Origin of the sequence: Kitasatospora sp. NPDC051853 (assembly GCF_044452665.1) — a bacterium.
Taxonomy (GTDB): Bacteria; Actinomycetota; Actinomycetes; order Streptomycetales; family Streptomycetaceae; genus Kitasatospora.
Map to the genome: position 1 here is coordinate 261142 of NZ_JBITBY010000002.1, position 22392 is coordinate 283533.

Consider the following 22392-nt stretch of genomic DNA (forward strand, 5'->3'; position numbering starts at 1 on the left):
AGAGCCGAGTGACCGCCACCGACTGGCAGCGCCCCTTCACCGACCTGAGCGGCCCGATCGCGCGTTTCCCGCACCCGCCGTTCGAGATCCCCGCCACCCCGGAGGACCTGCGGTTCTTCCTCCAGGCCGCGCTGGCGCTGGAGCACCTGACCATCCCGCCCTACCTGACCGCGCTCTACAGCCTCAGGCCCGGCACCAACCGGGAGGCCTTCTTCGCCATCCGCGCGGTGGTGCTGGAGGAGATGCTGCACATGACACTGGTCGCCAACCTGCTCAACGCGGTCGGCGGCGAACCCGTGGTCGCCGACCCGGTGTTCGTCACCGACTACCCCGTCTACCTGCCGTTCGCCCGGGACGAGGTGCCGATCGCGCTGCGGCACTTCGGCCCCGAGGCGCTGCGCACCTTCCTCTTCATCGAGCGGCCCGAAGCGGTGGCGGAGGTCCCGCCGCCGCACGACAACCCGGACGGCTGGTCCTCGATCGGGCAGTTCTACGCGGCGATCCGGCAGTGCCTGCTCACCCTCTGCCCCACCGAGGAGAAGGAGCGCGCCCTCTTCTCCGGCCCGCGCGAGCGGCAGGTCGGCCCCGGGGACTTCTACAACTCCGGCGGCGAGGTCTTCGAGATCACCGACCTGAGGAGCGCCCTGAAGGCGGTCCGGGTCATCTCCGAGCAGGGCGAGGGCGTCTCCGACACCGTCTACAACTCGGACGACCAGCTCTTCGGCGAGGCCCGCGAGCCCGCCCACTTCTTCCGCTTCAACGAGATCTACCAGGGCCGCCGCTACGGTCCCCACGACACCCCGTCAGCCGGCCCGACCGGCCCCGTCCTCGCCGTCGACTGGGACGCCGCCTACCCCATCGACCCCGAGGCCGGCTCCGCCGACTACCCGCCGGGCAGTCAGGTCCGGGGGGCCTCCGACGAGTTCAACCGGACCTACGGCCGCCTGCTCCACCTGCTCCAGGCCGCCTACACCGGGCAGCCCCAACAGCTCCGGGCCGCCGTCCCCGCCATGCTCGCCCTGCGCGACCAGGCCGAGCGCCTGTACCGCAACCCCCACCCCGGCAGGCCCGGCCTGCACGCCTCCCCCACCTACGAGATCGACCCCGGACTCCTCACCCTCTCCGGGGCCCAACTCGCCGACGGCGTCGGCCACGCCGGACTGCTGGCCGGCCTCGCCTGACCGAGGGGGCGAGGGGCGCGGAGACGTGACCCCGCACCCCTCGCCCCGCGCCCTCTCGCCCTCTCGCCCTCTCGCCCTCAGACGGTGACGGCGCTGCGCAGCAGCTCCGCGACCAGCGAGACGCCGTCCCGGGTGAGCACCGACTCCGGGTGGAACTGGAGCGTGGCGAAGCCGGGCCCGCGCAGCGCGGTCACGTCCTCGGAGCCGTCCGCCCGGGCCACCTCGACGCCCTCGGCGGCCAGCCGGGCCGCGTCGGCGTCGGTGCAGCGGGCGGTGAAGGTGTTGTAGAAGCCGACGGTGTGCCGGGTGCCGAACAGGTCCACGCTCTCCTGGGCGCCCTGGTACGGGACGTCCTTGCGGGCCAGCGGCAGCCCGAGCTCGGCGCTGACCAGCTGGTGGCTGAGGCAGACCGCGAGCAGCGGCGCGGTCCGGGCGCCGCCGCGGGCGGCGGCCAGCGCGTCCGCGACGATCGGCCGCAGCACCGCCATCTTGGGGTCCGCCGGGTCGGCCGGGTCGCCCGGGCCGGGGCCGAGCACCAGCGGGCCCTGATGGGCCGTCAGCAGCTCGCGCAGGCCGGGGGTGTCGTAGCGCAGCACCCGCACCCGGTGGCCGAGCGAGCGCAGCAGGTGGGCCAGCATCGAGGTGAAGGTGTCCTCGCCGTCCACCACCAGGGTCTCGTGCTCGGCGGTGACGACGGCCGGCTGCTGCATCCGCAGCCAGAACGGCGCCAGCCGGGACCGCCGCTCGTCCAACGCACTCTGCACCCGGTGGTCGTCGGCCAGCACCGGCCCGCCGCCCCGGGCCACCCGCCCGGTCGGGGCCGGCCGGGCGCCGATCGCGGTGAGCACCCCGGCGGCCTTGGCGTGCGTCTCGGCCACCTCGGAGTGCGGGTCGGAGTGCCGCACCAGGGTGGCCCCGGCCCGCACCACCAGGGCGCCGTCGGGGGCGATGTCGACGGTGCGGATGCAGATCGGCGAGTCCAGCTGCTGGCCGCCGCCCGCGGAGCGGCCGATCAGGGCCAGCGCGCCGGAGTAGTAGCCGCGCCCGGTGCGCTCGTAGCGCTTGATCACCCGGGTGGCGTTCTGCACCGGACTGCCCGTCACGGTGGCGGCGAACATGGTCTCCTTCAGCACCTCCCGGACGTCCAGCGAGGTGCGGCCGCGCAGCTCGTACTCGGTGTGCGCGAGGTGGGCCATCTCCTTGAGCCGGGGGCCGAGCACCTGGCCGCCGAGGTCGCCGACGGTGCACATCATCTTGAGCTCCTCGTCGACCACCATGGTGAGCTCCTCCAGCTCCTTGGGGTCGTGCAGGAAGTCCAGCAGCGAGTCGATGCCCGGGCCCCCGGCCGGATAGCGGTAGGTGCCCGAGATCGGGTTCATCACCACCGTGCCGCCGCTCTGCCGGACGTGGACCTCGGGCGAGGCGCCGACCAGGTAGCGCTCCCCGGTGTACACCAGGAAGGTCCAGTACGCCCCGCGCTCCTGCTCCAGCAGCCGGCCGAACAGGCCGAGCGGCGTCGCGGGCCCGAACTCGCCGAAGCGGGCGGTGAAGTCACGCCGGATCACGAAGTTGGCGCCCTCGCCGCGCCCGATCTCGTCGGCGATCACCCGCCGGACGATCTCCGCGTACTCCTCGTCCGGGATGTCGAACTCCCCGCCCTCCAGCGCGATCACCGGATCGGGCAGCGCGGCCAGCACCTCGGCCAGCGGGAAGGCGTACTGCTCCTCGACCCGCAGCGCCTGCAGCGGGGTGCCGTCGTCGTGCGCGTCGAAGCCGCGCTCGCGGATCTGCCGGTACGGCACCAGGGCGAGCAGGTCGTGCCGGGCCCCGCCCTCGGGGGCGCCCTCGACGACGGGCAGCCCGGCCAGCGTGTCGTACGTCCCGACGGTGCCGACCAGGACCTCGACGGTGTCCACGGCGTGCCGGGGCGTGCGGCGGTGCAGCAGGGCGTGGGCCGGGGCGCCGGGCGCGGCGAGGCGGGCGAGCAGGGCGGGCAGCGAGGTGAGGCTGGTCACGGTGGGTCGGTCCTTCCGGAGCGTTCGCGGGTCTGGGTTTTCCGCTTCCGGGAGGCCGTCCTGCTCTCCTGATACGCCGACGGCCGCCCCGTGGGGCGGCCGTCGTGTGCGTCTAGGAACGCGCGATCCGTGGGCCACCCATGGGGTTGGCCCACCACCAGGAGAAGGTGTGCGGCGCGTTCACGTGACAGAGCCTAGCGGGCCGGTCCGACGGAGTGAAGCCGGTCACCCGTTTGTCCGCGCGGTGTCTCACCCATCGGGCGGTGGTCACGATTCGGACGTCACACCCCGTAGCCTTGACCTCGTGACCGTGACGAATCATCACTCCTGGCAGTCCCTGCCCGCGGCGCAGCAGCCTGAATGGCCGGACCAAGAGGCTCTGCGCAAGGTGCTTGCGGACCTCGCGTCCTATCCGCCCCTCGTCTTCGCCGGCGAGTGCGACCAGCTGCGTTCCCGGCTCGCTGCCGTCGCACGTGGTGAGGCGTTCCTGCTCCAGGGCGGCGACTGCGCCGAGGCCTTCGACGGCGTCTCGGCGGACCACATCCGCAACAAGCTCAAGACCCTGCTCCAGATGGCCGCCGTGCTCACGTACGCGGCCTCGGTGCCGGTCGTGAAGGTGGGCCGGATCGCCGGCCAGTACTCCAAGCCGCGCTCCAAGTCGACCGAGACCCGGGACGGTGTGACCCTCCCGGTCTACCGCGGCGACTCGGTGAACGGCTTCGAGTTCACCCCGGAGTCCCGGATCCCGGACCCGGAGCGGCTCAAGCGGATGTACAACGCCTCCGCGGCGACGCTGAACCTGGTCCGCGCCTTCACCACCGGTGGTTACGCCGACCTGCGCCAGGTGCACGCCTGGAACCAGGACTTCGTGCGCAACTCCCCGGCCGGCCAGCGGTACGAGCAGCTGGCCCGCGAGATCGACAACGCGCTGGCCTTCATGAACGCCTGCGGGGTGGCCCCCGAGGAGTTCAAGACGGTCGAGTTCTACTCCTCGCACGAGGCGCTGATCCTCGACTACGAGACGGCCATGACCCGGACCGACTCGCGCACCGGCGACCTGTACGACGTCTCGGGCCACATGGTCTGGATCGGCGAGCGCACGCGTCAGCTGGACCACGCGCACATCGAGTTCGCCTCCAAGGTCCGCAACCCGATCGGCGTGAAGCTCGGCCCGACCACCACGGTCGACGAGGCGCTCACCCTGATCGAGCGGCTCGACCCGGAGCGCGAGCCCGGCCGCCTGACCTTCATCACCCGGATGGGCGCGGGCAAGGTCCGCGAGCACCTGCCCACCCTGGTCGAGAAGGTCACCGCCTCCGGCGCCCAGCCGGTGTGGATCTGCGACCCGATGCACGGCAACACCTTCGAGGCCTCCAGCGGCCACAAGACCCGCCGCTTCGACGACGTGCTCGACGAGGTCAAGGGCTTCTTCGAGGTGCACCGTGCCCTGGGCACCCACCCGGGCGGCATCCACGTCGAGCTCACCGGTGACGACGTCACCGAGTGCGTCGGCGGTGGCGACGAGGTGCTGGTCGACGACCTGCACCAGCGCTACGAGACGGCCTGCGACCCGCGCCTGAACCGCAGCCAGTCGCTCGACCTGGCCTTCCTGGTCGCGGAGATGTACCGCGGCCACTGAGCGCCGCTGATCGCAGTGTGAGAAAGGCCCCTCCACCGGAACGGTGGAGGGGCCTTTCTGTTGCTCCCGGGTACAGGTAAGGTAAGGCTCAGTAAAGTGCACGGAACCAGGAGCGGCCGCTATGTACGTCTGCATGTGCCACGCGGTCACCGAGGAGCAGGTGAAGCGGGAGATCGACGGCGGCGCCGTCACCCCGCGCCAGATAGCCCAGGGCTGCAAGGCCGGCACCGACTGCGGGTCCTGCGTGCGACGGATACAGGCGCTGCTCGGGGAGCACGGCGCCCGCCCTTGCCCCACCGCCCGGCTCGCCGCGAAGCTCGGTCTCGCCGAGCCCGAGGAGCGGGCGGCCTGACCGGCGGGTCTCAGGACTCCGGCTGCTCGATCAGCTGAGCCAGGTAGAGCGGCTCACCGAGCTTCTCCAGGAGCTCCAGCTGGGTGTCCAGGTAGTCGATGTGGTGCTCCTCGTCCTCGAGGATGGCCTCGAAGATGTTGGCCGAGGTCACGTCGTTCTTCGCCCGCATGACCACGATGCCGCGCTTGAGGCGGTCGATCGCCTCCACCTCGATCTGGCGGTCGGCCTCGAACATCTCCTTGACGGTCTGGCCGATCCGGACGTGGAAGAGCCGCTGGTAGTTGGGCAGCCCGTCCAGGAAGAGGATCCGGTCGGTCAGGGTCTCGGCGTGCTTCATCTCGTCGAAGGACTCGTGCCGGGTGTACTTGGCGAGCTTGGTCCAGCCGTTGTTCTCCTGCATCTTCGCGTGCAGGAAGTACTGGTTGATCGCGGTCAGCTCGGCGGTGAGCTGCTCGTTGAGGAACTCGATGACCTCGGCGTCGCCCTTCATGGCGGTGCCCTCCTGTGCTCTGTTCAGCTGTACGGCTGACCGCATCGTGACACCCTTTTGCCGTGCATTTCCAGTAAGTTCACGCTTAGTGGCAGATGTGTCGAACTATCCGATTTGATGGTTTTCGAGGGCCGTCCGGAGGGGTGGGCGCGGCGGCCCGTCGGCGGTCTGTCACCATGGAGCCATGGGTCAGTCAGAACGCGAAGCAGATCCGCCGGCTGACCCGAGACTCCCCCCGGGCCAACGGCTCCAGCGCGGCTGGCCCGTCCTGCACTACGGCCCCGTCCCCCGGTTCAAGCCGCTGACCTGGGACTTCCAGGTGTTCGGGGCCACCGCCTCGGCGGAGAAGCACAGTTGGGGCTTCGAGGAGTTCCAGTCCCTCCCCCGGGTGACGGTGCACGGCGACTTCCACTGCGTCACCCGCTTCTCGATGCTCGGCAACGAGTGGTGCGGCGTCTCCGCGTCCACCGTGCTCGACCTGGTGCCCCCGGCCGACCACGTCACCCACGTGATGGTCTGGGCCGAGTACGGCTACAGCGCCAACCTCAGCCTGGCCGACTTCGCCGACCCCTCCACCGTCTTCGCCACCCACCACGACGGCGAGCCGCTCACCGTGGAGCACGGCTTCCCGGTCCGGCTGGTGGTGCCGAAGCTGTACGCCTGGAAGGGCCCCAAGTGGGTCCGCGCGGTCGAGTACATGCGGGCCGACCGGCGCGGCTTCTGGGAGGAGCGCGGGTACCACAACCTGGCCGACCCGTGGGCGGAGAAGCGTTACTCCTACCAGGAGGAGCCCGGCGACGGGCCGCTGCGCTGACGCCGCGTCACGACCGGGACCGCGTCACAGCAGGGCGAAGTCGACCTGCACCTCGGAGCCCTGCCGGGCCGGCTGGCCCGCCGCCGGGCTCTGCCGCCCGGCCTTGCCGAACCCGAAGCCGCCCCGCATCGTGAAGCCGGCCTCCTTGAGCGCGCGCTCCGCGTCGGCCCGGCTCATCCCGGACACGTCCGGCACCGGCCGCATGCCCTTGCTGACCGTCAGGGCGACCGGCGCGCCGACCGCCAGCTGGGTGCCGGGGGCCGGGTCGGCCGAGATCACCGCGCCCTGGGCCACCGTGTCGCTGTACTGCTCGGTGACGGTGCCCCGGGTCAGCCGGGCACCGTCGAGCTGACGGTCCGCCTGCTCCAGCGGCTGGCCGGTGAGCGGCGGCACCGCCACCCGCTCCGGCCCCCGGGAGACGGTCACCCGCACCGGATCGCTCTTGCGCGCCCGGGCGCCCACCGCGGGATCGGTGGCCATCACCTTCCCGGCCGGGACGCTCTCGCTGTACTGCTGGACGTAGCTGCCCTGCAGCCCGGCCGACTCCAGCGCCTGGTCGGCCTGCTGCTGACTCTGCGTCAGGATGCCCGGCACCGTGCCGTACAGCGCCTCGGAGAGCGCGTACGTGGTGCCGCCGACCAGCAGCAGCACGGCCGCCAGCACCGAACCCCAGACCAGCGGCTTGCGCGGCAGGCGACGGCGGCGGGCCGGCCGGGCGGGGGCGGGCTCGTCGTACGGGCGGATCCGGCCGAGCGTCATGGTCGGCGGGTCCAGCTCCAGCACGCTGGTCCGCTCCACCTGCTGGATGACGGAGGTCGCCTCCGTGGTGGGGTGCAGCGGGCTCGGGCGGGCCGAGGCCGGGGGTTCGGCGTCCAGCTGGGCGGGCGTCAGGGCGCGGCGGGCGCGCTGCAGGGTGGCCAGCAGCTCGACCGCGTCCCAGGGACGGCCCTGCGGGTCGCGGGCGGTGGCGGCGGCCACTATCGCGTCCAGGCCGGGGCCGGCGGCGGGGGCGGTGAGCGAGGGCGGCGGGACGTCCTCGTGCAGGTGACGGTAGATCACCTGCATCGGGTTCTCGCCGGTGTGCGGCTTGCTGCCGGTGAGCATCTCGTAGAGCAGGATGCCGGCCGCGTAGACGTCCACCCGCTGGTCGGTCGGCAGCCCGGGCCGCACCTGCTCGGGCGCCAGGTAGGAGACGGTGCCCAGCACGGTGCTCGCGCTGGTGGTCTCGGTGACCCCGTCGGAGCCGGTGAGCAGCCGGACCAGGCCGAAGTCGGCGACCTTGACCAGGCCGCCGTCGGTGATCAGCACGTTCTCCGGCTTGACGTCCCGGTGCACCAGCCCGGCCCGGTGGGCGGCGCCCAGCGCGGCCAGCACCGGCTCCAGCACGTCCAGGGTGGCCCGAACGCTCAGCGCGCCGCGGTCACGGAGCAGGTCGCGCAGGGTGCGGCCGGGGACGTACTCCATGGCCAGGAAGACCGCGGAGCCGTCGGCGCCCTGGTCGAAGACGTTCACCACGTTGGGGTGGGCGAGGCGGGCGACGGCCTTGGCCTCCCGGATGAACCGGCCGGTGAACTCGGTGTCCCGGGCCAGCGAGGGGTGCATCACCTTGACCGCCACCGTCCGGTCCAGCCGGGTGTCGGTGGCCCGGTAGACGGTGGCCATCCCGCCGACCGCGATCCGCTGCTCGATCCGGTACCGGCCGTCGAGCAGGGTGCCGGTCAGCTGGTCGGGCGGGGTGGTGTCCATCCGAGGAGTCTATGGCGTGCCCGAAGGCTCACCGGCCTTGCCAGGACGGCAGGTCGGCGGCGGCCATCACGGCGCCGTCCTTGCGGTAGACCACCAGCATCGCCCCGCGCTCGCTCTCCCCGGCCCAGTCCAGGTAGGCGCGGATGATCAGCTCGTTGCGCTCGGCGTCGGTGCCCTCGTGGTCGGTGGCCAGGTAGCTGTTGGTGTGGCCGCCCTGCGGCACGCCCCGGGTGGCCCGGGTGATGTGGCCGACCACCTCGCGGCGCTGCGCGGGCGTACCGCTGCGCGCCACGTGCGCGGTGAACTCGGCCGCCACGTCCTGCCCTTCGGCGGGCATCCGGACCGGCGCCGAGGCCCGGCCGGGGTCGCCCTCCGGCGGGTCGGCGGTGCAGGCGGTGAGCAGCAGCGCGGCCGCGGCGGCCGTGAGGGCTGCGACGGTACGGGTCATGACGGTCCCTCCCCCGTGGACGACGGACCTCAGTCTAGGGGGATGCCGAAGGCCGGGATCCCCTACGGGATCCCGGCCTTGACGACGGGTCAGATCCGGGCCAGGTCGGCCGCGCCGACGATGCCGGCGGCGGAGCCCATGGAGGCGAGCACCACCTCGGCGCGGGGGCGGTGGACGCCACCGGTCAGGTACTGCTGGAAGGCCTTGGCCACCGGGTCGAGCAGCAGGTCGCCGGAGTCGGAGACGCCGCCGCCGAGCACGAAGACGGCCGGGTCGAAGAGGGCGGCCAGGTCGGCCATGCCGCGGCCCAGCCAGTCGGCCAGCTCGGCGTAGCACTCCAGGGCCAGCGGGTCGCCCTCGGCCGCGGCCTCGGTGATGTGGATGCCGCGGATGGTCTCGGCGACGCCGTCGTTGAGCTCCAGCATCCGGCGGCCGGCCACCGGGTCGGCGGCGGCCTTCTCCCGGCCGTAGCGGCGCAGGGCCCGGCCGGAGCCGTACTGCTCCCAGCAGCCGTGGCCGCCGCAGCCGCAGAGCACGCCGTCCGGGACCATGTTGAGGTGGCCGATCTCGCCGGCCACGCCGAAGCGGCCGCGGTGCAGGCGGCCGTCGAGGACGATGCCGCCGCCGATGCCGGTGCCGACGGTGATCAGCACCATGTCGGAGTGCTCGGCCGCGGCGCCGAACCGGAACTCGGCCCAGGCCGCGCAGTTGGCGTCGTTCTCCACCACGGTGCTGAGGCCGGTGAGCTCCTCGACCCGGGTCTTGAGCGGCTCGTTCTCCCAGTCGATGTTGGGCGCGAAGATCACCGTGGCGCGCTCGCGGTCCACGAAGCCGGGGGCGCCGACGCCCACGCCGGCCACGCCGGGGTACTGCTCCTTGAGCTCGCGCACCGCCTGGGCGATGGCGTCCACCGCCCACTGGGGGTCGGCCGGGGTGGGGACCCTGGTCCGGGCGAGGATCTCGCCGTTCTCGTCGACCACGCCGGCCGCGATCTTCGTGCCGCCGACATCGACGCCGATGGTCAGAGCCATGTCTCCCTCAGCTATTCACTCGTTCCCGCTGAGCGGAACGGTACCCGGAGAAGGGGGCTCCCGTACACAGCGATTCATACATTATTCGAAGACAATTCCCACTCGCGTGGCCATGAGCATTCAGGAGTCGTACGTTTTGCCCCATCCGGTGACGTTACGGAGCCGCGGCCTCACCGGCCCGGATTGGTTGGTTCACTACTTGTCCGACGGTCCGTCAAGGTCGATGTGCTCGGCCTCGGCGCGTCCGGGTGCCGACCAGCGGCGCTCGTGGCCGCTCACCGCGGCCCGGTAGGCGGCCAGCAGCTCGCCCCCGGCGGCGGCCAGGTGGCCGTAGACCTCGGGGTTCTGCTCGCGCCAGCGGCCCACCGCCTCCTGGGCCTTCTCCCCCACCGCGGCGGCGATCTTCCGGACCTCCTCCACCAGGTCGGCGCCGGCCTCGCGGTCTGACTGCTCCTCGGCCATCGGGCCCTCCCTCACTGGTGGTTGGCGGCCGACACTACCCGCGCGGCCAGAGATCGTGGTCCGGGGCGAAGCGGACGGAGAGCACCCCGTCGGTGAGCGCCGCCCCGCTGACGGTGCACCGGCGCAGCGCCGAGGGCAGCGTCAGGATCCGGCGGTGGTCGCCGAGGCCCAGCACCAGCTCGTCGCCCCGGCGGACCAGGTCGAGCTCCGTGCGGTCGGCGCCGGGAAGCGTCAGGTGCCAGACCAACAGGCCGTCCTCGGCCAGCCGGTCCTCCACCCACCAGGGGTGCTCGGCCACCGCGGGCGCGGCGCCCTCGTCGTACAGCTGGGCGGCCACCGCCTCCAGGGCAGGCTCGGGCTGACGGCTGATCAGCAGGGGGACGTCCAACTCCTCCGCCAGGGCGGCCAGTTCGTCCCGCTCGCGGGCGGCACGGTTGGCCAGCCAGGGGTCGGCGGAGTCCACCGCGGCGGCGGGCAGCGCGCGGTGGGCGACCACCGCGTCCAGCCGCAGCCGGTGCAGGGCGAGGCCGGCCCGGGCCCGGCGCAGCTCCTGCGGGCGGGGCGCGGCGGCGTCGACCACCAGGCGGACGGTGGTGGTCGGGGCCTCGATCACCGCCCGGGCACCCGCCAGTGCGGCGGCGGCCCGGGTGCGGGCCTCGAACAGCCAGTCCGCAGGCATCGGCACCCCGGCGACGGCGGCCAGCAGCGGGCGCAGCGCGCGGGCGGCCTGGCGCTGCTCCGGCAGCAGCCGGGCCAGGTGGCGGTCCAGCTGCTCGGGGAGCGCGAGGGCGGCGATCAGTTCGGCGGGGCGGGGCGCGGCCACCACCAGGACGGCGGCCTCGGCCCGGCGCAGCGCCCCGAGCAGGGCGAGCTGGGCGGTGCCGGGGAGCGCGGTGAGCTCCTCGCGCTCCAGCGGGGTGGCGCCGAGCAGGTCCAGCGCGGGGCCGAGGGCGTCCTGGATCCCGTGCACCGCGCCCTGGAAGGCGGCCTGCGGATCGGTCCGGGAGACCGTCAGGGCGTCGGCGTACCGGGCGGGTTCGGCGGTGAGGCGCACCCCGAGCAGGGCGTCCACCGCCCGGTGCGGGTCGTCCGCGGCCAGCAGGTGGGTGCGCCGCCCCCGCCCGGCGTGGTGCAGCGCGGTCGCGGCGGCCACCAGCTCGGCGCCGTCACCACTGACCAGGATCGTCCGCATCGGGGTCCTCTCTTGCACCGGGGTCGGGCGAAGGTGGCTGCACCAGGGGCGCGAGGCTCTGCTGATCTGCGGCTCCGCCGCGGGGCGCGCAGGGGAACGGCAGCACGTGCAACTGGCTCACATGCCCCGATCTCACACTGGGCCGCCTTCCGCTTCGCGCAGTTCCTCGCGCCCCCGGGGTGACCACTTCCGCCAAGTGCTGGGCCGTCTTCCGGACTCGCGCCCGCGCGGCGGAGCCGCAGATCAGCAGAGCCTCGCGCCCCTGGGGTCGCTGCCCTGCCGGGCGGCGTCAGCCTTCGACGCGCTTCTTCAGGCCGGCCAGGGCCCGGTCGATGATGACCTTCTCGGCCTTGCGCTTGATCATGCCGAGCATCGGGATCTTGACGTCCACCGCGAGCTGGTAGGTGACGGCGGTGCCCTTGTCGGCCGGGGCCAGGGTGTAGGAGCCGTCCAGGGAGCGGAGCATCTGGCTCTTGACCAGCGTCCAGCTGACCTCGCGGTCGCCGTCCCAGGTGTAGGCGAGCACGTGCTCGTCGCGGATCGCGCCGGCGTCCAGCACCAGGCGGACCTCGGCGGCGCGGCCGCCCTCGACGGTGGAGAGGACCTCCACCTCCTTCACCTCGCCGGTCCAGGCGGGGTACGCGGCGAAGTCCGCGATCACGGCCATGACCTCGGCCGGGCTCGCGTCGATGGTGATGCTCGACCTGGTGTGTTCCGCCATGACACGGCCTCCGCTGTCCTCATTCAGGTGTGCGCCCAGGGAAGGCTATCGCGCCGCCGGGGGCCCACCGGCAGCCGGGGCGTCGCCGCAGGTCAAGCGAGTAGGGGCTACCAGTCGGTATTCCTACGCTGTCGTAAGGTACGAGTCGGGCGGAACCGGAAGCACCCGGACGATGTGACGCTTCGAACACCTCACCGGGCAGGTCTGGCCATTCGTCCTACCGGGCAGTAACGTCCTGCCGTCCCGCAGCGTCGCAGACGAGGAGCAGTCTTGCTCGAGTTCAGCAATCCGGCCCGCTACCAGGTACCCAGCGGGGGCAACCTCTCCGACCTGGTCCACCAGAACGCGGAGCGGCACCCGGGCGTCGCGGTCGTCAGCCGCAAGCTGGACGGGCAGTGGACCGATCTGACCGCCACTCAGTTCCTGGCCGAGGTGCACTCCGCCGCCAAGGGCCTGATCGCCGCCGGCGTCGTGCCGGGCGACCGGGTCGGCGTGATGTCGCGCACCCGCTACGAGTGGACCGTGCTGGACTTCGCGATCTGGTGCGCGGGCGCCATCACCGTGCCGGTGTACGAGACCTCCTCCGAGGAGCAGGTGGCCTGGATCCTCGGCGACTCCGGCGCCGTCGCCGTGGTGACCGAGAACGCCGGGCACGCCGCGCTGGTGGAGGGGCTGCGCGAGCGGCTGCCGGAGCTGAAGCACACCTGGCAGATCGAGGACGGCGCGCTGGCCGCGCTGGCCGAGGCCGGCCAGGGCGTCGCCGACACCACGGTGACCGAGCGCCGCTCCACCGCCACCGCCGACTCGATCGCCACCATCGTCTACACCTCGGGCACCACCGGCCGCCCGAAGGGCTGTCAGCTCACCCACGGCAACTTCCTGGCCGAGCTGGGGAACGTGACGGCCCGGATGGAGCCGCTGTTCCGCACCGGCGAGGCCTCGGTGCTGCTCTTCCTGCCGCTGGCCCACGTGCTCGGCCGGATCGCCGAGATCGCCGCCGCGATCGCCCCGATCAAGCTCGGCCACGTCTCCGACATCAAGGACGTCACCGCCGAACTGGCCTCCTTCCGGCCGACGTTGATCCTGGGCGTGCCCCGGGTCTTCGAGAAGGTCTACAACACCGCCCGGGCCAAGGCGCAGGCCGACGGCAAGGGCAAGATCTTCGACAAGGCCGCCGACACCGCCATCGCCTACAGCCGCGCGCTGGACCACGGCGGCGCCTCCCTGGGCCTGCGGCTCAAGCACGCGGTCTTCGACCGCCTCGTCTACCGCAAGCTGCGCGCCGCGCTCGGCGGCCGGGCCACCCACGCCATCTCCGGCGGTGCCCCGCTGGGCGAGCGCCTGGGCCACTTCTACCGGGGCGTCGGCTTCACCGTCCTGGAGGGCTACGGCCTCACCGAGACCTGCGCCGCCACCTCCTTCAACCCGCACGACAAGCCGAAGATCGGCACCGTCGGCCAGCCGCTGCCCGGCTCCTCGGCCCGGATCGCCGAGGACGGCGAGGTGCTGCTGAAGGGCCCTCAGGTCTTCACCGGCTACTGGAACAACCCCGAGGCCACCGCCGAGGCGCTGCGCGACGGCTGGTTCGCCACCGGCGACCTGGGCACCCTGGACGCCGACGGCTACCTGACCATCACCGGCCGGAAGAAGGAGATCCTGGTCACCGCGGGCGGCAAGAACGTCGCCCCGGCCGTGATCGAGGACCGGATCCGGGCGCACGCGCTGGTCGGCGAGGTCATGGTGGTCGGCGACCGCAAGCCGTTCATCGCCTGCCTGGTCACCATCGACGAGGACTTCTTCCCGCGCTGGAAGGAGGCCAACGGCAAGCCCGCCGGCGCCACCGTGGCCGAACTGCGGGAGGACGCCGACCTGCTGGCCACCATCCAGTCCGCCGTGGACGACGGCAACCAGGCCGTCTCCCAGGCCGAGGCGGTCAAGAAGTTCCGCATCCTCGCCACCGTCTTCTCCGAGGAGAGCGGCCACCTGACGCCCTCGCTCAAGCTGAAGCGCAACGTGGTGATGAAGGACTTCGCCGACGAGGTCGAGGGCCTCTACCGGCGCTGACACCCCGTCACGAGCGACGCCCCGTCAGGGGCGCGAGGCTCTGCTGATTTGCGGCTCCGCCGCGTGGGCGCGAATCGGAAGGCGGCCCGGTGTGAGATCGGGGCACGTCAGCCAGTTGCACGTACTGCCGTTCCCCAGCGCGCAGTTCCTCGCGCCCCTGCGGGGCGCAGCCGTGTTCCGTCTACTGCTGCGCGAGCAGCGAGGTGAGCCTCCCGGCCAGCAGGTCCCAGCGCCAGGAGCGCTCCACCCAGCGGCGCCCGGCCTCGCCCATGGTGGCGCGCAGCTGAGGGTCCCTCAGCAGCCTGACGATCCGTTCGGCGGCGGCCGACGGGGAGCCGCCGGGCACCACGTAGCCGGTCTCGCCTTCCAGCACCGCGTCCGGGGCCCCGCCGGAGTCGCCCGCGACCACCGGCAGGCCGGTGGCGCTGGCCTCCAGGTAGACGATGCCCAGGCCCTCCACGTCCAGCCCGCCGCGCCGGGTGCGGCAGGGCATGGCGAAGACGTCCCCGGCCCCGTAGTGCGCGGGCAGCTCGGACCACGGCACCGCGCCGGTGAAGCGGACCGACTCCGCGACCCCGGTGCGCTCGGCGAGCTTCTCCAGCTCGCCCCGGTACGGGCCGTCGCCGACGATCAGCAGCACCGCGTCCGGCACGTCGCGCAGGATCTGCGGCAGTGCGGCGATCAGCGTGTCCTGGCCCTTGCGCGGCACCAGCCGGGAGACGCAGACCACCACCGGACGGTCCGTCAGGCCGAGCGCGGCCCGGACGGCGTCGCCGCCGGAGTCCGGCCGGAAGGTCCGCTCGTCCACGCCGGGCGGCAGCTGCACCATCCGGGCGGCGGCGGCCGGGCCGACCGCCGAGGCGATCCGGGAGCGGGTGTACTCGCCGAGGTAGGTGAGCACGTCGGTGCCCTCGCCGATCCGGCGCAGCAGCTGCCGGGAGGCCGGCAGCTGGGCCCAGGCGGCCTCGTGACCGTGCGTCATGCCGAGCAGTCGTCCGGCCCCGGCCCGGCGCAGCCGCGGGGCCATCAGGCCGAGCGGGGCGGCCGCGCCGAACCAGACCGAGTCGCAGCCCTCGGCGCGCAGGATCTCGGCGGCCCGCCGGGTGACCCGGGGCGTCGGCACCATCATCTTGGTGCGGTCCCGGACCACCGGGAACGGCTGCTCGGCGTCGAACCGGGCCACCTCGGTGCCGTCCCGCCAGGTCGACGCGTAGACCACCACGCTGCCCGGGGGCTGCCGGACGGCCATGTTGTGCACGAACGCCTGGATCCCGCCCGGGCGGGGCGGGAAGTCGTTGGTGACGATCAGGGTCTTCTGCATGTCACGGCTCGCTCGGTCGGGGGGTGCTCGGTGTACCGGTCGGTGGTCCGTACGATAGGTCAACACCCCGGCGTGCCGGGAACGCGACCGGCCGCACAACCGTTGGCCGGTCGGACCTGACGGAGTGCGTGCCCGGCGGAGAGCCGCAGGCCAGGAGGGCGGACGGGGGCCCGGGGTGGATCGGCGCGGTACGCGCACGGGTGGACGAGGGAGTGCGGTGGAGTTGGTCCCGGCCGGGAACACCGGTCTGAGCGCGGTCGAGCGCGCCCCCGTACCCGGAAGCCCCCCGAGCCCGGCCGGAGGCGCGCTGTGGGCGCTGGCCGGCGGCTGGCTGGCCACCCGGACGCTGCTCGTCCTGATCGTCACCGGGGTGCTCCGGATCGCCGCCACCGACGTCACCGCCGACGTCTCGGTGATCTACCACGGCTGGTACCAGGTCCTGCAGACCGGCACCTTCCCGCTGGACGACGTGACCTGGCAGTACCCGCCCGGCGCCGCCCTGGTGATCCTGCTGCCGGGGCTGCTGCCCTGGTCCTACCTGGTCTCCTTCTGGGTGCTCTGCGGGATCTTCGACGCCGTCACCATGGTGCTGCTGATGCGGGCCGGCACCCGGCGGGGCCGGAGCTTCTCCGGCGCCTGGGTCTGGGTGGCCGGGGTGCCGCTGCTGGGGCCGACGGTCTACTGCCGCTACGACATCCTGGTGACCGCGCTGGCGGTGGCCGGGCTGCTGGTGCTGCTGCGCCGCCCGGGCCTGGGCGGGGTGCTGCTCGGCCTCGGCGGGCTGGTGAAGGTCTGGCCGGTGCTGGCCCTGCTCGGCACCCCGAAGGGCCGCCGCACCCGGCGCTCCTGGACGGCGGCGATCGCCTCGTTCAGCGCGCTCGGCTTCCTGCTCACGGCCGGGATGAACGGCGCCTTCGAGTTCCTCAAGTTCCAGCGCGACCGGGGCATCGAGGTGGAGTCGCTCGGTGCGCTGCCGGTGCACTTCGCCCGGATGTTCGGCGGCTGGCAGGGCGAGGTGAAGATGAACTACGGCTCGGTGGAGATGCTGGGGCCGTGGGTCACCGTGATCACCAAGCTGGCGCTGGCCGCCTCGGTGGGCGGCTTCGGCTGGCTGCTGTTCTGGCGGCTGCGGGCCCGCCGCTGGACCTCGGCCACCACCTACGACGCGGCGCTCGCGGCGCTGCTGGTCTTCACCGTCACCAGCCGGGTGATCAGCCCGCAGTACCTGGTCTGGATCGTCGGCGTCGCGGCCGTCTGCCTGACGGTGCGCGGCACCAGCCAGCGGCCGGTGGCGGTGCTGGTCCTGGTGGCCACGCTGCTCACCATGCTGGAGTTCCCGATCCTGTTCGGCCAGATCGTCAACAGCGAGCCCTGGGGCGTGGCCGTCCTGACGGCGCGCAACCTGACGCTGCTGGCCGCCACCCTGCTCTCCTGCCGCCGCCTCTGGCTCTCCACCCGAACCCCGGGGCAGACCAGGACCCTGGTGCTACCGCCCCGCGCCCTGGAGCCGGCCGCCCCCGCCACCCCGGTCGGCTATCCGGTGCGGCCGGGCATCGCCTACGAGCAGGACCTGCTGGACGGCTTCAACAACCCGGTCGTCCCGCGCTGAGCGTTACTCGCCCGGGTGAACGCCCGGGGCGGGCCGCCGGGGCGGCCGGTCAGTGCGCGAAGCGCTGGTGCAGGTCGTCGGCCCACAGGCGGGTGAACTCGTCCAGGCCGAGGCCGTAGGTGCTCCGCAGCAGGCCGTCCAGCCACTCCTCGCGGGTGGTGACCGGGCCGGCCGCCGCGGTGGCGCGGTAGAAGGCGACCAGGCGGCGCTCGCCGAAGCGGCGGGCCATCAGGTCGCAGGCGGACCAGGCGAGTTCGTAGGCCAGCGCGATCCCGGCCGCGCCGGCCGTGAAGTCGGTGTCGGCGGGCAGCCTCGGGGAGAAGCCCGGGGCCGCGGCCGCCCTGGCCAGTTCGGGGGCGATCTGCTGCGGGGTGCGGTTGGTGCCCCGGTAGCCGGTGTGGTCGGCCACGCCCTCGGAGAGCCAGAGCGGGGTCCACGGCTTGGTGTCGGCCCGGGTCGCCACGTGGGTGGCCTCGTGCACGGTGACCACCCGGCGGCCGAGGTCGCTCAGCCCGGCGTAGGCCTGGGGGTTGATCAGGATCCGGTCGGCCGGGGTCCGCACCGGGGCCCCGGCGGCCGCGGTGGTGACGGCGGCTATCCCGGCGTACTGGCCGGCGGGCGTGCCGAGCAGCCGGTCGAACTGCTCGGCGGTGGCCGGGTGTCCGATCAGCAGCTTCCCCGGCCAGCCCGCGCCCCAGACCTCCCCGACCAGCGGCACCGCCTGGTCGGCGGCGGCCGCCGTCCGGGCCAGCTCGGCGGGGGCGGCCTGGCCGAGGACCAGGCAGTGCTTCCCGCGCACCACGGAGACCGGGCCGAGGTCCCAGGGCGCGACGGGGCCCTCGGGCTGCTCCTGCGTCAGGTGCCAGCCCTCGGCGGCCCGTTCGAAGGAGAGCCGGCGCCGCAGCACCGCCGGGTACTCGTCGTACTCGGCGACCCGCCAGCCGAGCTCGGCCGCGAGCGTCACGCTGGTGCCCGCGGGCTCGGTGAACTCGGTGACGCGGTAGGAGAGTTCGGCCAGCGGCAGGTCGGCGAGCCGGCGCAGCGGGGCCTGCCCGGCCTCCCCCGCGGGCAGCGCGGCGGCGTCCCGGCGCAGCAGTGCCCGGGCACGGCCGGCCAGCAGCTCCTCCAGCTCCGGCCGGACGGCGGGCACGGTGGCGGCGGCCGTCGGCCCGGTGAGCACCGGGACGCCCGTCCGGCCCCGGGGCGGGGAGAGCTGCACCAGACCGGCGGCGGCCAGCAGCAGCGCGGCACGGCGGGAGAGCGGCGGGGCGGAGCCGGACGCGCTCCGGCCACCGGTCGGTCTCATACCCGGACGACTCCGGTGACGGGCATCGCGTTGACGCTCTCGTAGCGCACCCGGGCGCCGGGGTAGGGCGCGTGCACCACGACACCGCCGCCGGCGTACATGCCGACGTGGTGCATGTCCCTGTAGAAGATCACCAGGTCTCCCGGGCGGGCGTCGGCCAGGCTGATCCGCCGGCCCGCGTTGGCTTGCTGCTGCGAGGTCCGCGGCAGGGTCACTCCGGCCTGCCGCCAGCTCCAGTACATCAGACCCGAGCAGTCGAAGGTGCGGGGGCCGGTCGATCCGTAGACGTAGGGCGAGCCGATCTTGCTCGCGGCGGCGGCCAGCGCGGCGGCGGCCCGGTCGGAGGCGGCCGGGAGGTTGCCGAGGTCGACCCGCTCGCCGCCGCGGGCGGCGCGGCGCTCGGCGTCCCGGGCGTCGTCGGCCTGGAGCCGGGCCCGTTCGGCCGTGCCCAGGCTGTTGAGCAGCCGCTGGGCCTTGGCCAGGCGCTGGCGGATCTCCTGCTTGCTCTCCGCCAGGGTGCGCCGCACCGACTCCAGCTCGGCCAGCTTGGCGGAGGTCTCGGCGCGGCGCTGGTCCAGGCGGCGCTGACGGTCGATCACCTGGCGCAGGGTGTCGTTCTGCCGTTCGCTCACCTGGTCCAGGGTGCGGGCCCGGTAGAGGTAGCCGGCCGGGTCGGAGTCCAGCATCAGCTGGACCGCCGGGTCGATGCCCCCGGCCCGGTACTGGGCGGCGGCCACCGAACCGAGGTCGGAGCGCAGCCGGTTGAGCTCCTCCTGGGCGGCGGCCACCTGGTCCTGGAGGGCGCCGGTCTCGGCCTGGAGGACGCGCTGCTGCTCCTGGGCGGCGTTGGCGCGCTCGGAGGCCTGCTCGGTCTCCTGGTAGATCTGGTCGACCTGGGCCTTGACGTCCTTGCGGGAGGTCGGCTCGGCCGGGGCACCGGGGGCGGCGGCCGCGCCCCCGGCCGCCGCGACGCCGAGCACCGTGGTGGCGGCGGCGGTCAGCACCAGCGCCCGGGTCAGCCGGCGGGCGGCCGGCAGGGGGGAACGAGACACGGCGGCGGCTCCTAAGGGCTGCGGCCGGGCCACCGCCGCCGCCCGGACGGGCGGGCGTCCTGACGGAGGTCCGGGGGCAGACGTTAGCGAGTCGCGGCGATCTAGTCCAAACCCCTACAGGGACGAATATTTGACCACTAATCGGACAGCTGATCCACCGTCGGGAAACGCCGCAGGCCCGGCACGGGGCCGGGCCTGCGGCGTGTAGGACGTTCGGGTGGGTCAGACCCGGACGATCGCGTTGATCGGCATCACCGTGGCGGACTCGTGCCGGACCAGGGTGCCGGTGCGCGGGGCGTGCACGATCTGGCCGCCGCCGACGTAGAGACCGACGTGGTGGCGGTCGCCGTAGTAGATGATCAGGTCGCCGGGCTTGGCGTCGGCGATGTTGGTGCCGATGTTGGTGCCGGCGCCGGCCTGCGACTGCGAGGTGCGCGGCAGCGAGATGCCGGCCTTGTTGAACGCCCAGACCATCAGGCCGGAGCAGTCGAAGGCGCTCGGGCCGGTGGCGCCCCAGCCGTAGGGCTTGCCGATCTGCGCCTCGGCGGCGGCGATCACGGTCGCGGCGTAGGAGCCGGCCGGGACGCTGCTGAGGTCGGTGCGGCTCTCCGAGCGGGAGGCCCGCGCGTCGCCGCCACCGGCGGGGGCGGAGGACTGCGGCTTGGAGGCCTTCGCGGCGGCGGCCTTGGCGGTCGCCTCGGCGGCGGCCTTCTCCTCGGCCTCGCGGATCTTCTGCTTCTCGGCCGCGTCCAGCGAGTCGAAGAGGGCCTGGGCCTTCGCCAGCTTGCCTTGGACGTCTTCCTTCTGGGCCTTCAGCTGCTGGCTGGTCTTCTCCAGATCGGCCAGCTTGCCCTCGGTCTCGGCCTTCTGACGGTCGAGCTTGTCCTGCTCGGTCTTCAGCTGCTTCAGCGCGTCGGCCTGCGAGACGCCGACCTGGTTGATGGCGCCGGCCTGGCCGAGGAAGGCGTCCGGGCTGCTGGAGAGCATCAGCTGCACGGTCGGCGATATCCCACCGCTGCGGTACTGCTCGGCGGCGATCTCACCGAGGCTCGCCTGGAGCGCGTTCACCTGCTCCTGGCCGCGCGCCACCTCGTCCTGGAGGTGGCCGACCTGGGTCTGCAGGGCCTGCTGCTTCTCGGTGTTCGCGTTGTACTGCTCGGTCGTGACCTCGGCCTGCTCGTTGAGCTGGTCGATCTGGCTCTTGACCTCGTCCTTGGAGGGCTGCGGGTCGGCGTGCGCTCCGGTCTGGCTGGAGAGGACCACGGCGGCGGCCGCGGCGGCCGTCATGATCGAGACGCGGGTACGACTGGCAGGCTTGGGACGACGATGGGACGCCACGAAGGCGGACTCCTTCTTCCTACGTCCGCCTACCGGGTGAGCTGACGGGTTCGGGCTGGAAGGTAGCCCTACGACGTCTCACCCCCGCACCGTCTCGCGACGGCCCGGCCGGCCTGACGCCGATTCACCCCGAGGAACGTGGTTCCCCGGCTCCGATCGGCAGCCACCCCTCGGGGTTCCCCTGTCGGGCAGTCAACTGTCCCTGCCCCGCTGCGTCTCGAACTCGGCGGTAACCACCGCCGCCGTCCAGGCTGGACGATCGACAGTGCGGTGGTTCGACAAGGACCCTAGTAACCCAACCGTGATCGGTTCAAATCCTTGTAAGAAAAAAGGCGGAAGAAAGTCCAAGTGCATTTGTGATTGCGACCGAGCGTGATCACGAATGCACGGTGCGCCGACATTTGGCCGCCCCGGGACGACGGAGGGCCCGCCGGAGGTGTCCCACATCACAGCGGGATTCCGGCGGGCCCGGGCGTGTCACGCGGCGTCAGTTGCCCCGTGGCGCACCAGATGTCCGTTATGCCGTGCTCGGCTGAGCGAGCGTCAGACGCGGCGGATGGTCTTGATCGGCATCACGTCGGCGCGGGCCACCTTGACCACGTCACCGGTGCGCGGCGCGTGCACCATCATGCCGTTGCCGATGTACATGCCGACGTGGTGGGCGTCGCTGTGATAGATGATCAGGTCGCCCGGCTGCGCGTTGGCGACGTCCTTGCCGACGTTGGTGCCGACGGTGGCCTGCGACTGCGAGGTGCGCGGCAGCGAGACGCCGGCCTGCGCGTAGGCCCAGACCATCAGGCCGGAGCAGTCGAAGTTGTTCGGGCCGGTGGCGCCCCAGACGTACGCGCGGCCCTGCTTGCTGAGCGCGGCGTTCATCGCCACGCCCGCGTAGCCGGCGGCCTGCGGCAGGGTGCTCGGGTCCACCCGGGTGGCGCCGCGGGAGGAGCGGTCGCCGGTGGTGATGGCGGCGCGGTCGGCGGCGCTCAGCTGGTTGAGGAGGTCCTTGGCCTCCTGCAGCTTGCGCTGGACCTCGACCTTGGAGTCGTTCAGCGCCTTGGTGTTGCGGTCCAGCTCGGCCAGCACCGAGGCGGCCTCGGCCTTCTGCTGGTCCAGCCGACGCTGCTGCTCCTGGAGCGAGCGCAGGGTCTGCGCCTGGGTCTGGTTGACCTGGTCGGCGCTGGACGCCTTGCTCAGGTAGCCGTCCGGGTCGGAGGCGAGCATCAGCGCCACCGACGGGTCGACGCCGCCGTTGCGGTACTCCTCCGCCGCCACGGCGGCCAGGCCGGTCTGCAGCTGGGTCATCTGCTCCTGGCCGCGGGCCACCTGGTCCTGCAGCTGGTCGGCCTGCTTGTGCAGCTGGTCGGCCCGCTCCTTGGCGCCGTTGTAGCGCTCGGCGGCCTGCTCGCCCTCTTCGTAGAGCTTGTCGACCTGCGCCTTGACCTCGTCCTTGGTCGGCTTCGCGGGGGCCGCGTAGGCACCGGCCTGCGCGGAGAGCGCGACCGCGGTCGCAGCGGCGGCGGTGAGCACGGAGACCCGTGCGCGGCTCGGCTGCTTGGGACGGCGGTGGGAAGCCAAGGTGACGAACTCCTTCAGCACTCCTGGACGCTCACC

General features: G+C 73.0%; 19 protein-coding genes and 1 riboswitch. Of the genes, 6 read left to right on the forward strand and 13 right to left on the reverse strand.

Annotated elements, in window-relative coordinates; translation table 11 throughout:
- Positions 1-8 precede the first annotated feature (8 nt).
- Complete coding sequence (locus tag ACIA8O_RS05975; protein WP_396292327.1) at positions 9-1181, forward strand: ferritin-like protein; 1173 nt, start codon at positions 9-11, stop codon at positions 1179-1181.
- 77 nt (positions 1182-1258) lie between these two features.
- Here the strand turns inward: ACIA8O_RS05975 and ACIA8O_RS05980 are convergent, their stop codons facing one another.
- Entirely contained in the window at positions 1259-3196 is a 1938-nt protein-coding gene (locus ACIA8O_RS05980; protein WP_396292328.1) for an anthranilate synthase family protein, read from the reverse strand.
- Positions 3197-3500: 304 nt separating this feature from the next.
- Here ACIA8O_RS05980 and ACIA8O_RS05985 point away from each other — a divergent pair, with 304 nt between their 5' ends.
- Both ACIA8O_RS05985 and ACIA8O_RS05990 read left to right on the forward strand, forming a co-directional pair.
- Positions 3501-4835: a class II 3-deoxy-7-phosphoheptulonate synthase gene (locus ACIA8O_RS05985; RefSeq protein WP_396292329.1), complete on the forward strand. Its 1335-nt coding sequence runs from the start codon at positions 3501-3503 to the stop codon at positions 4833-4835.
- Positions 4836-4956: 121 nt separating this feature from the next.
- Complete coding sequence (locus ACIA8O_RS05990; protein WP_396292330.1) at positions 4957-5187, forward strand: bacterioferritin-associated ferredoxin; 231 nt, start codon at positions 4957-4959, stop codon at positions 5185-5187.
- A 10-nt stretch (positions 5188-5197) separates the two neighbouring features.
- Here ACIA8O_RS05990 and bfr read toward each other — a convergent pair whose 3' ends face one another.
- Positions 5198-5677 carry a bacterioferritin gene (gene bfr, locus ACIA8O_RS05995; RefSeq protein ID WP_396292936.1) on the reverse strand — a complete coding sequence of 160 codons (480 nt, stop codon included), beginning with the start codon at positions 5675-5677 and terminating at the stop codon, positions 5198-5200.
- 184 nt (positions 5678-5861) lie between these two features.
- On the opposite strand from bfr, the gene ACIA8O_RS06000 reads away from it, so the two are divergent.
- A complete protein-coding gene (locus tag ACIA8O_RS06000; protein ID WP_396292331.1) occupies positions 5862-6491 on the forward strand; it encodes a sulfite oxidase-like oxidoreductase in 630 nt (209 codons plus the stop codon).
- Between the two features lie 24 nt (positions 6492-6515).
- Here the strand turns inward: ACIA8O_RS06000 and pknB are convergent, their stop codons facing one another.
- The 6 genes from pknB to ACIA8O_RS06030 form a co-directional block, all read right to left on the reverse strand.
- Positions 6516-8237, reverse strand: coding sequence for a Stk1 family PASTA domain-containing Ser/Thr kinase (gene pknB, locus ACIA8O_RS06005; RefSeq protein WP_396292332.1), 1722 nt, complete (start codon positions 8235-8237; stop codon positions 6516-6518).
- Positions 8238-8265: 28 nt separating this feature from the next.
- Positions 8266-8685, reverse strand: a complete 420-nt coding sequence (locus tag ACIA8O_RS06010; RefSeq protein WP_396292333.1) for a hypothetical protein — start codon at positions 8683-8685, stop codon at positions 8266-8268.
- A gap of 89 nt (positions 8686-8774) precedes the next feature.
- Positions 8775-9716, reverse strand: a complete 942-nt coding sequence (locus tag ACIA8O_RS06015) for an ROK family glucokinase (protein WP_396292334.1) — start codon at positions 9714-9716, stop codon at positions 8775-8777.
- A gap of 195 nt (positions 9717-9911) precedes the next feature.
- Positions 9912-10178 carry a DUF5304 family protein gene (locus ACIA8O_RS06020; protein WP_396292335.1) on the reverse strand — a complete coding sequence of 89 codons (267 nt, stop codon included), beginning with the start codon at positions 10176-10178 and terminating at the stop codon, positions 9912-9914.
- 34 nt (positions 10179-10212) lie between these two features.
- Positions 10213-11370 carry an ArsA family ATPase gene (locus ACIA8O_RS06025; protein ID WP_396292336.1) on the reverse strand — a complete coding sequence of 386 codons (1158 nt, stop codon included), beginning with the start codon at positions 11368-11370 and terminating at the stop codon, positions 10213-10215.
- 289 nt (positions 11371-11659) lie between these two features.
- Positions 11660-12091, reverse strand: a complete 432-nt coding sequence (locus tag ACIA8O_RS06030; protein WP_396292337.1) for an SRPBCC family protein — start codon at positions 12089-12091, stop codon at positions 11660-11662.
- A 270-nt stretch (positions 12092-12361) separates the two neighbouring features.
- Here ACIA8O_RS06030 and ACIA8O_RS06035 point away from each other — a divergent pair, with 270 nt between their 5' ends.
- Positions 12362-14155 (forward strand): AMP-dependent synthetase/ligase, encoded by a 1794-nt coding sequence (locus tag ACIA8O_RS06035; protein WP_396292338.1) that lies wholly within the window; start codon positions 12362-12364, stop codon positions 14153-14155.
- Between the two features lie 181 nt (positions 14156-14336).
- Here the strand turns inward: ACIA8O_RS06035 and ACIA8O_RS06040 are convergent, their stop codons facing one another.
- Positions 14337-15476, reverse strand: a complete 1140-nt coding sequence (locus tag ACIA8O_RS06040) for a glycosyltransferase family 4 protein (RefSeq protein WP_396292339.1) — start codon at positions 15474-15476, stop codon at positions 14337-14339.
- Between the two features lie 217 nt (positions 15477-15693).
- Between ACIA8O_RS06040 and ACIA8O_RS06045 the strand changes: the two genes are divergently transcribed.
- Positions 15694-17085, forward strand: coding sequence for a glycosyltransferase 87 family protein (locus ACIA8O_RS06045; RefSeq protein WP_396292340.1), 1392 nt, complete (start codon positions 15694-15696; stop codon positions 17083-17085).
- A gap of 49 nt (positions 17086-17134) precedes the next feature.
- Here the strand turns inward: ACIA8O_RS06045 and ACIA8O_RS06050 are convergent, their stop codons facing one another.
- The 4 genes from ACIA8O_RS06050 to ACIA8O_RS06065 form a co-directional block, all read right to left on the reverse strand.
- Positions 17135-18391, reverse strand: a complete 1257-nt coding sequence (locus ACIA8O_RS06050) for a hypothetical protein (protein WP_396292341.1) — start codon at positions 18389-18391, stop codon at positions 17135-17137.
- Positions 18388-19443: an NlpC/P60 family protein gene (locus ACIA8O_RS06055; protein WP_396292342.1), complete on the reverse strand. Its 1056-nt coding sequence runs from the start codon at positions 19441-19443 to the stop codon at positions 18388-18390. The genes ACIA8O_RS06050 and ACIA8O_RS06055 overlap by 4 nt, the downstream gene beginning before the upstream one ends.
- A 222-nt stretch (positions 19444-19665) precedes the next feature.
- Positions 19666-20730: an NlpC/P60 family protein gene (locus ACIA8O_RS06060; RefSeq protein WP_396292343.1), complete on the reverse strand. Its 1065-nt coding sequence runs from the start codon at positions 20728-20730 to the stop codon at positions 19666-19668.
- A gap of 61 nt (positions 20731-20791) precedes the next feature.
- Positions 20792-20953, reverse strand: a riboswitch (cyclic di-AMP (ydaO/yuaA leader).
- Positions 20954-21324: 371 nt separating this feature from the next.
- Positions 21325-22356 (reverse strand): NlpC/P60 family protein, encoded by a 1032-nt coding sequence (locus ACIA8O_RS06065; RefSeq protein WP_396292344.1) that lies wholly within the window; start codon positions 22354-22356, stop codon positions 21325-21327.
- Positions 22357-22392: the final 36 nt, after the last annotated feature.

Coding starts and splice junctions, on each gene's coding strand:
- ACIA8O_RS05990 (WP_396292330.1), top strand. CDS start 4,957: ATGTACGTCTGCATGTGCCACGCGGTCACCGAGGAGCAGGTGAAGCGG.
- bfr (WP_396292936.1), bottom strand. CDS start 5,677: ATGAAGGGCGACGCCGAGGTCATCGAGTTCCTCAACGAGCAGCTCACC.
- ACIA8O_RS06000 (WP_396292331.1), top strand. CDS start 5,862: ATGGGTCAGTCAGAACGCGAAGCAGATCCGCCGGCTGACCCGAGACTC.
- pknB (WP_396292332.1), bottom strand. CDS start 8,237: ATGGACACCACCCCGCCCGACCAGCTGACCGGCACCCTGCTCGACGGC.
- ACIA8O_RS06010 (WP_396292333.1), bottom strand. CDS start 8,685: ATGACCCGTACCGTCGCAGCCCTCACGGCCGCCGCGGCCGCGCTGCTG.
- ACIA8O_RS06015 (WP_396292334.1), bottom strand. CDS start 9,716: ATGGCTCTGACCATCGGCGTCGATGTCGGCGGCACGAAGATCGCGGCC.
- ACIA8O_RS06020 (WP_396292335.1), bottom strand. CDS start 10,178: ATGGCCGAGGAGCAGTCAGACCGCGAGGCCGGCGCCGACCTGGTGGAG.
- ACIA8O_RS06025 (WP_396292336.1), bottom strand. CDS start 11,370: ATGCGGACGATCCTGGTCAGTGGTGACGGCGCCGAGCTGGTGGCCGCC.
- ACIA8O_RS06030 (WP_396292337.1), bottom strand. CDS start 12,091: ATGGCGGAACACACCAGGTCGAGCATCACCATCGACGCGAGCCCGGCC.
- ACIA8O_RS06040 (WP_396292339.1), bottom strand. CDS start 15,476: ATGCAGAAGACCCTGATCGTCACCAACGACTTCCCGCCCCGCCCGGGC.
- ACIA8O_RS06050 (WP_396292341.1), bottom strand. CDS start 18,391: ATGAGACCGACCGGTGGCCGGAGCGCGTCCGGCTCCGCCCCGCCGCTC.
- ACIA8O_RS06060 (WP_396292343.1), bottom strand. CDS start 20,730: ATGACGGCCGCCGCGGCCGCCGCCGTGGTCCTCTCCAGCCAGACCGGA.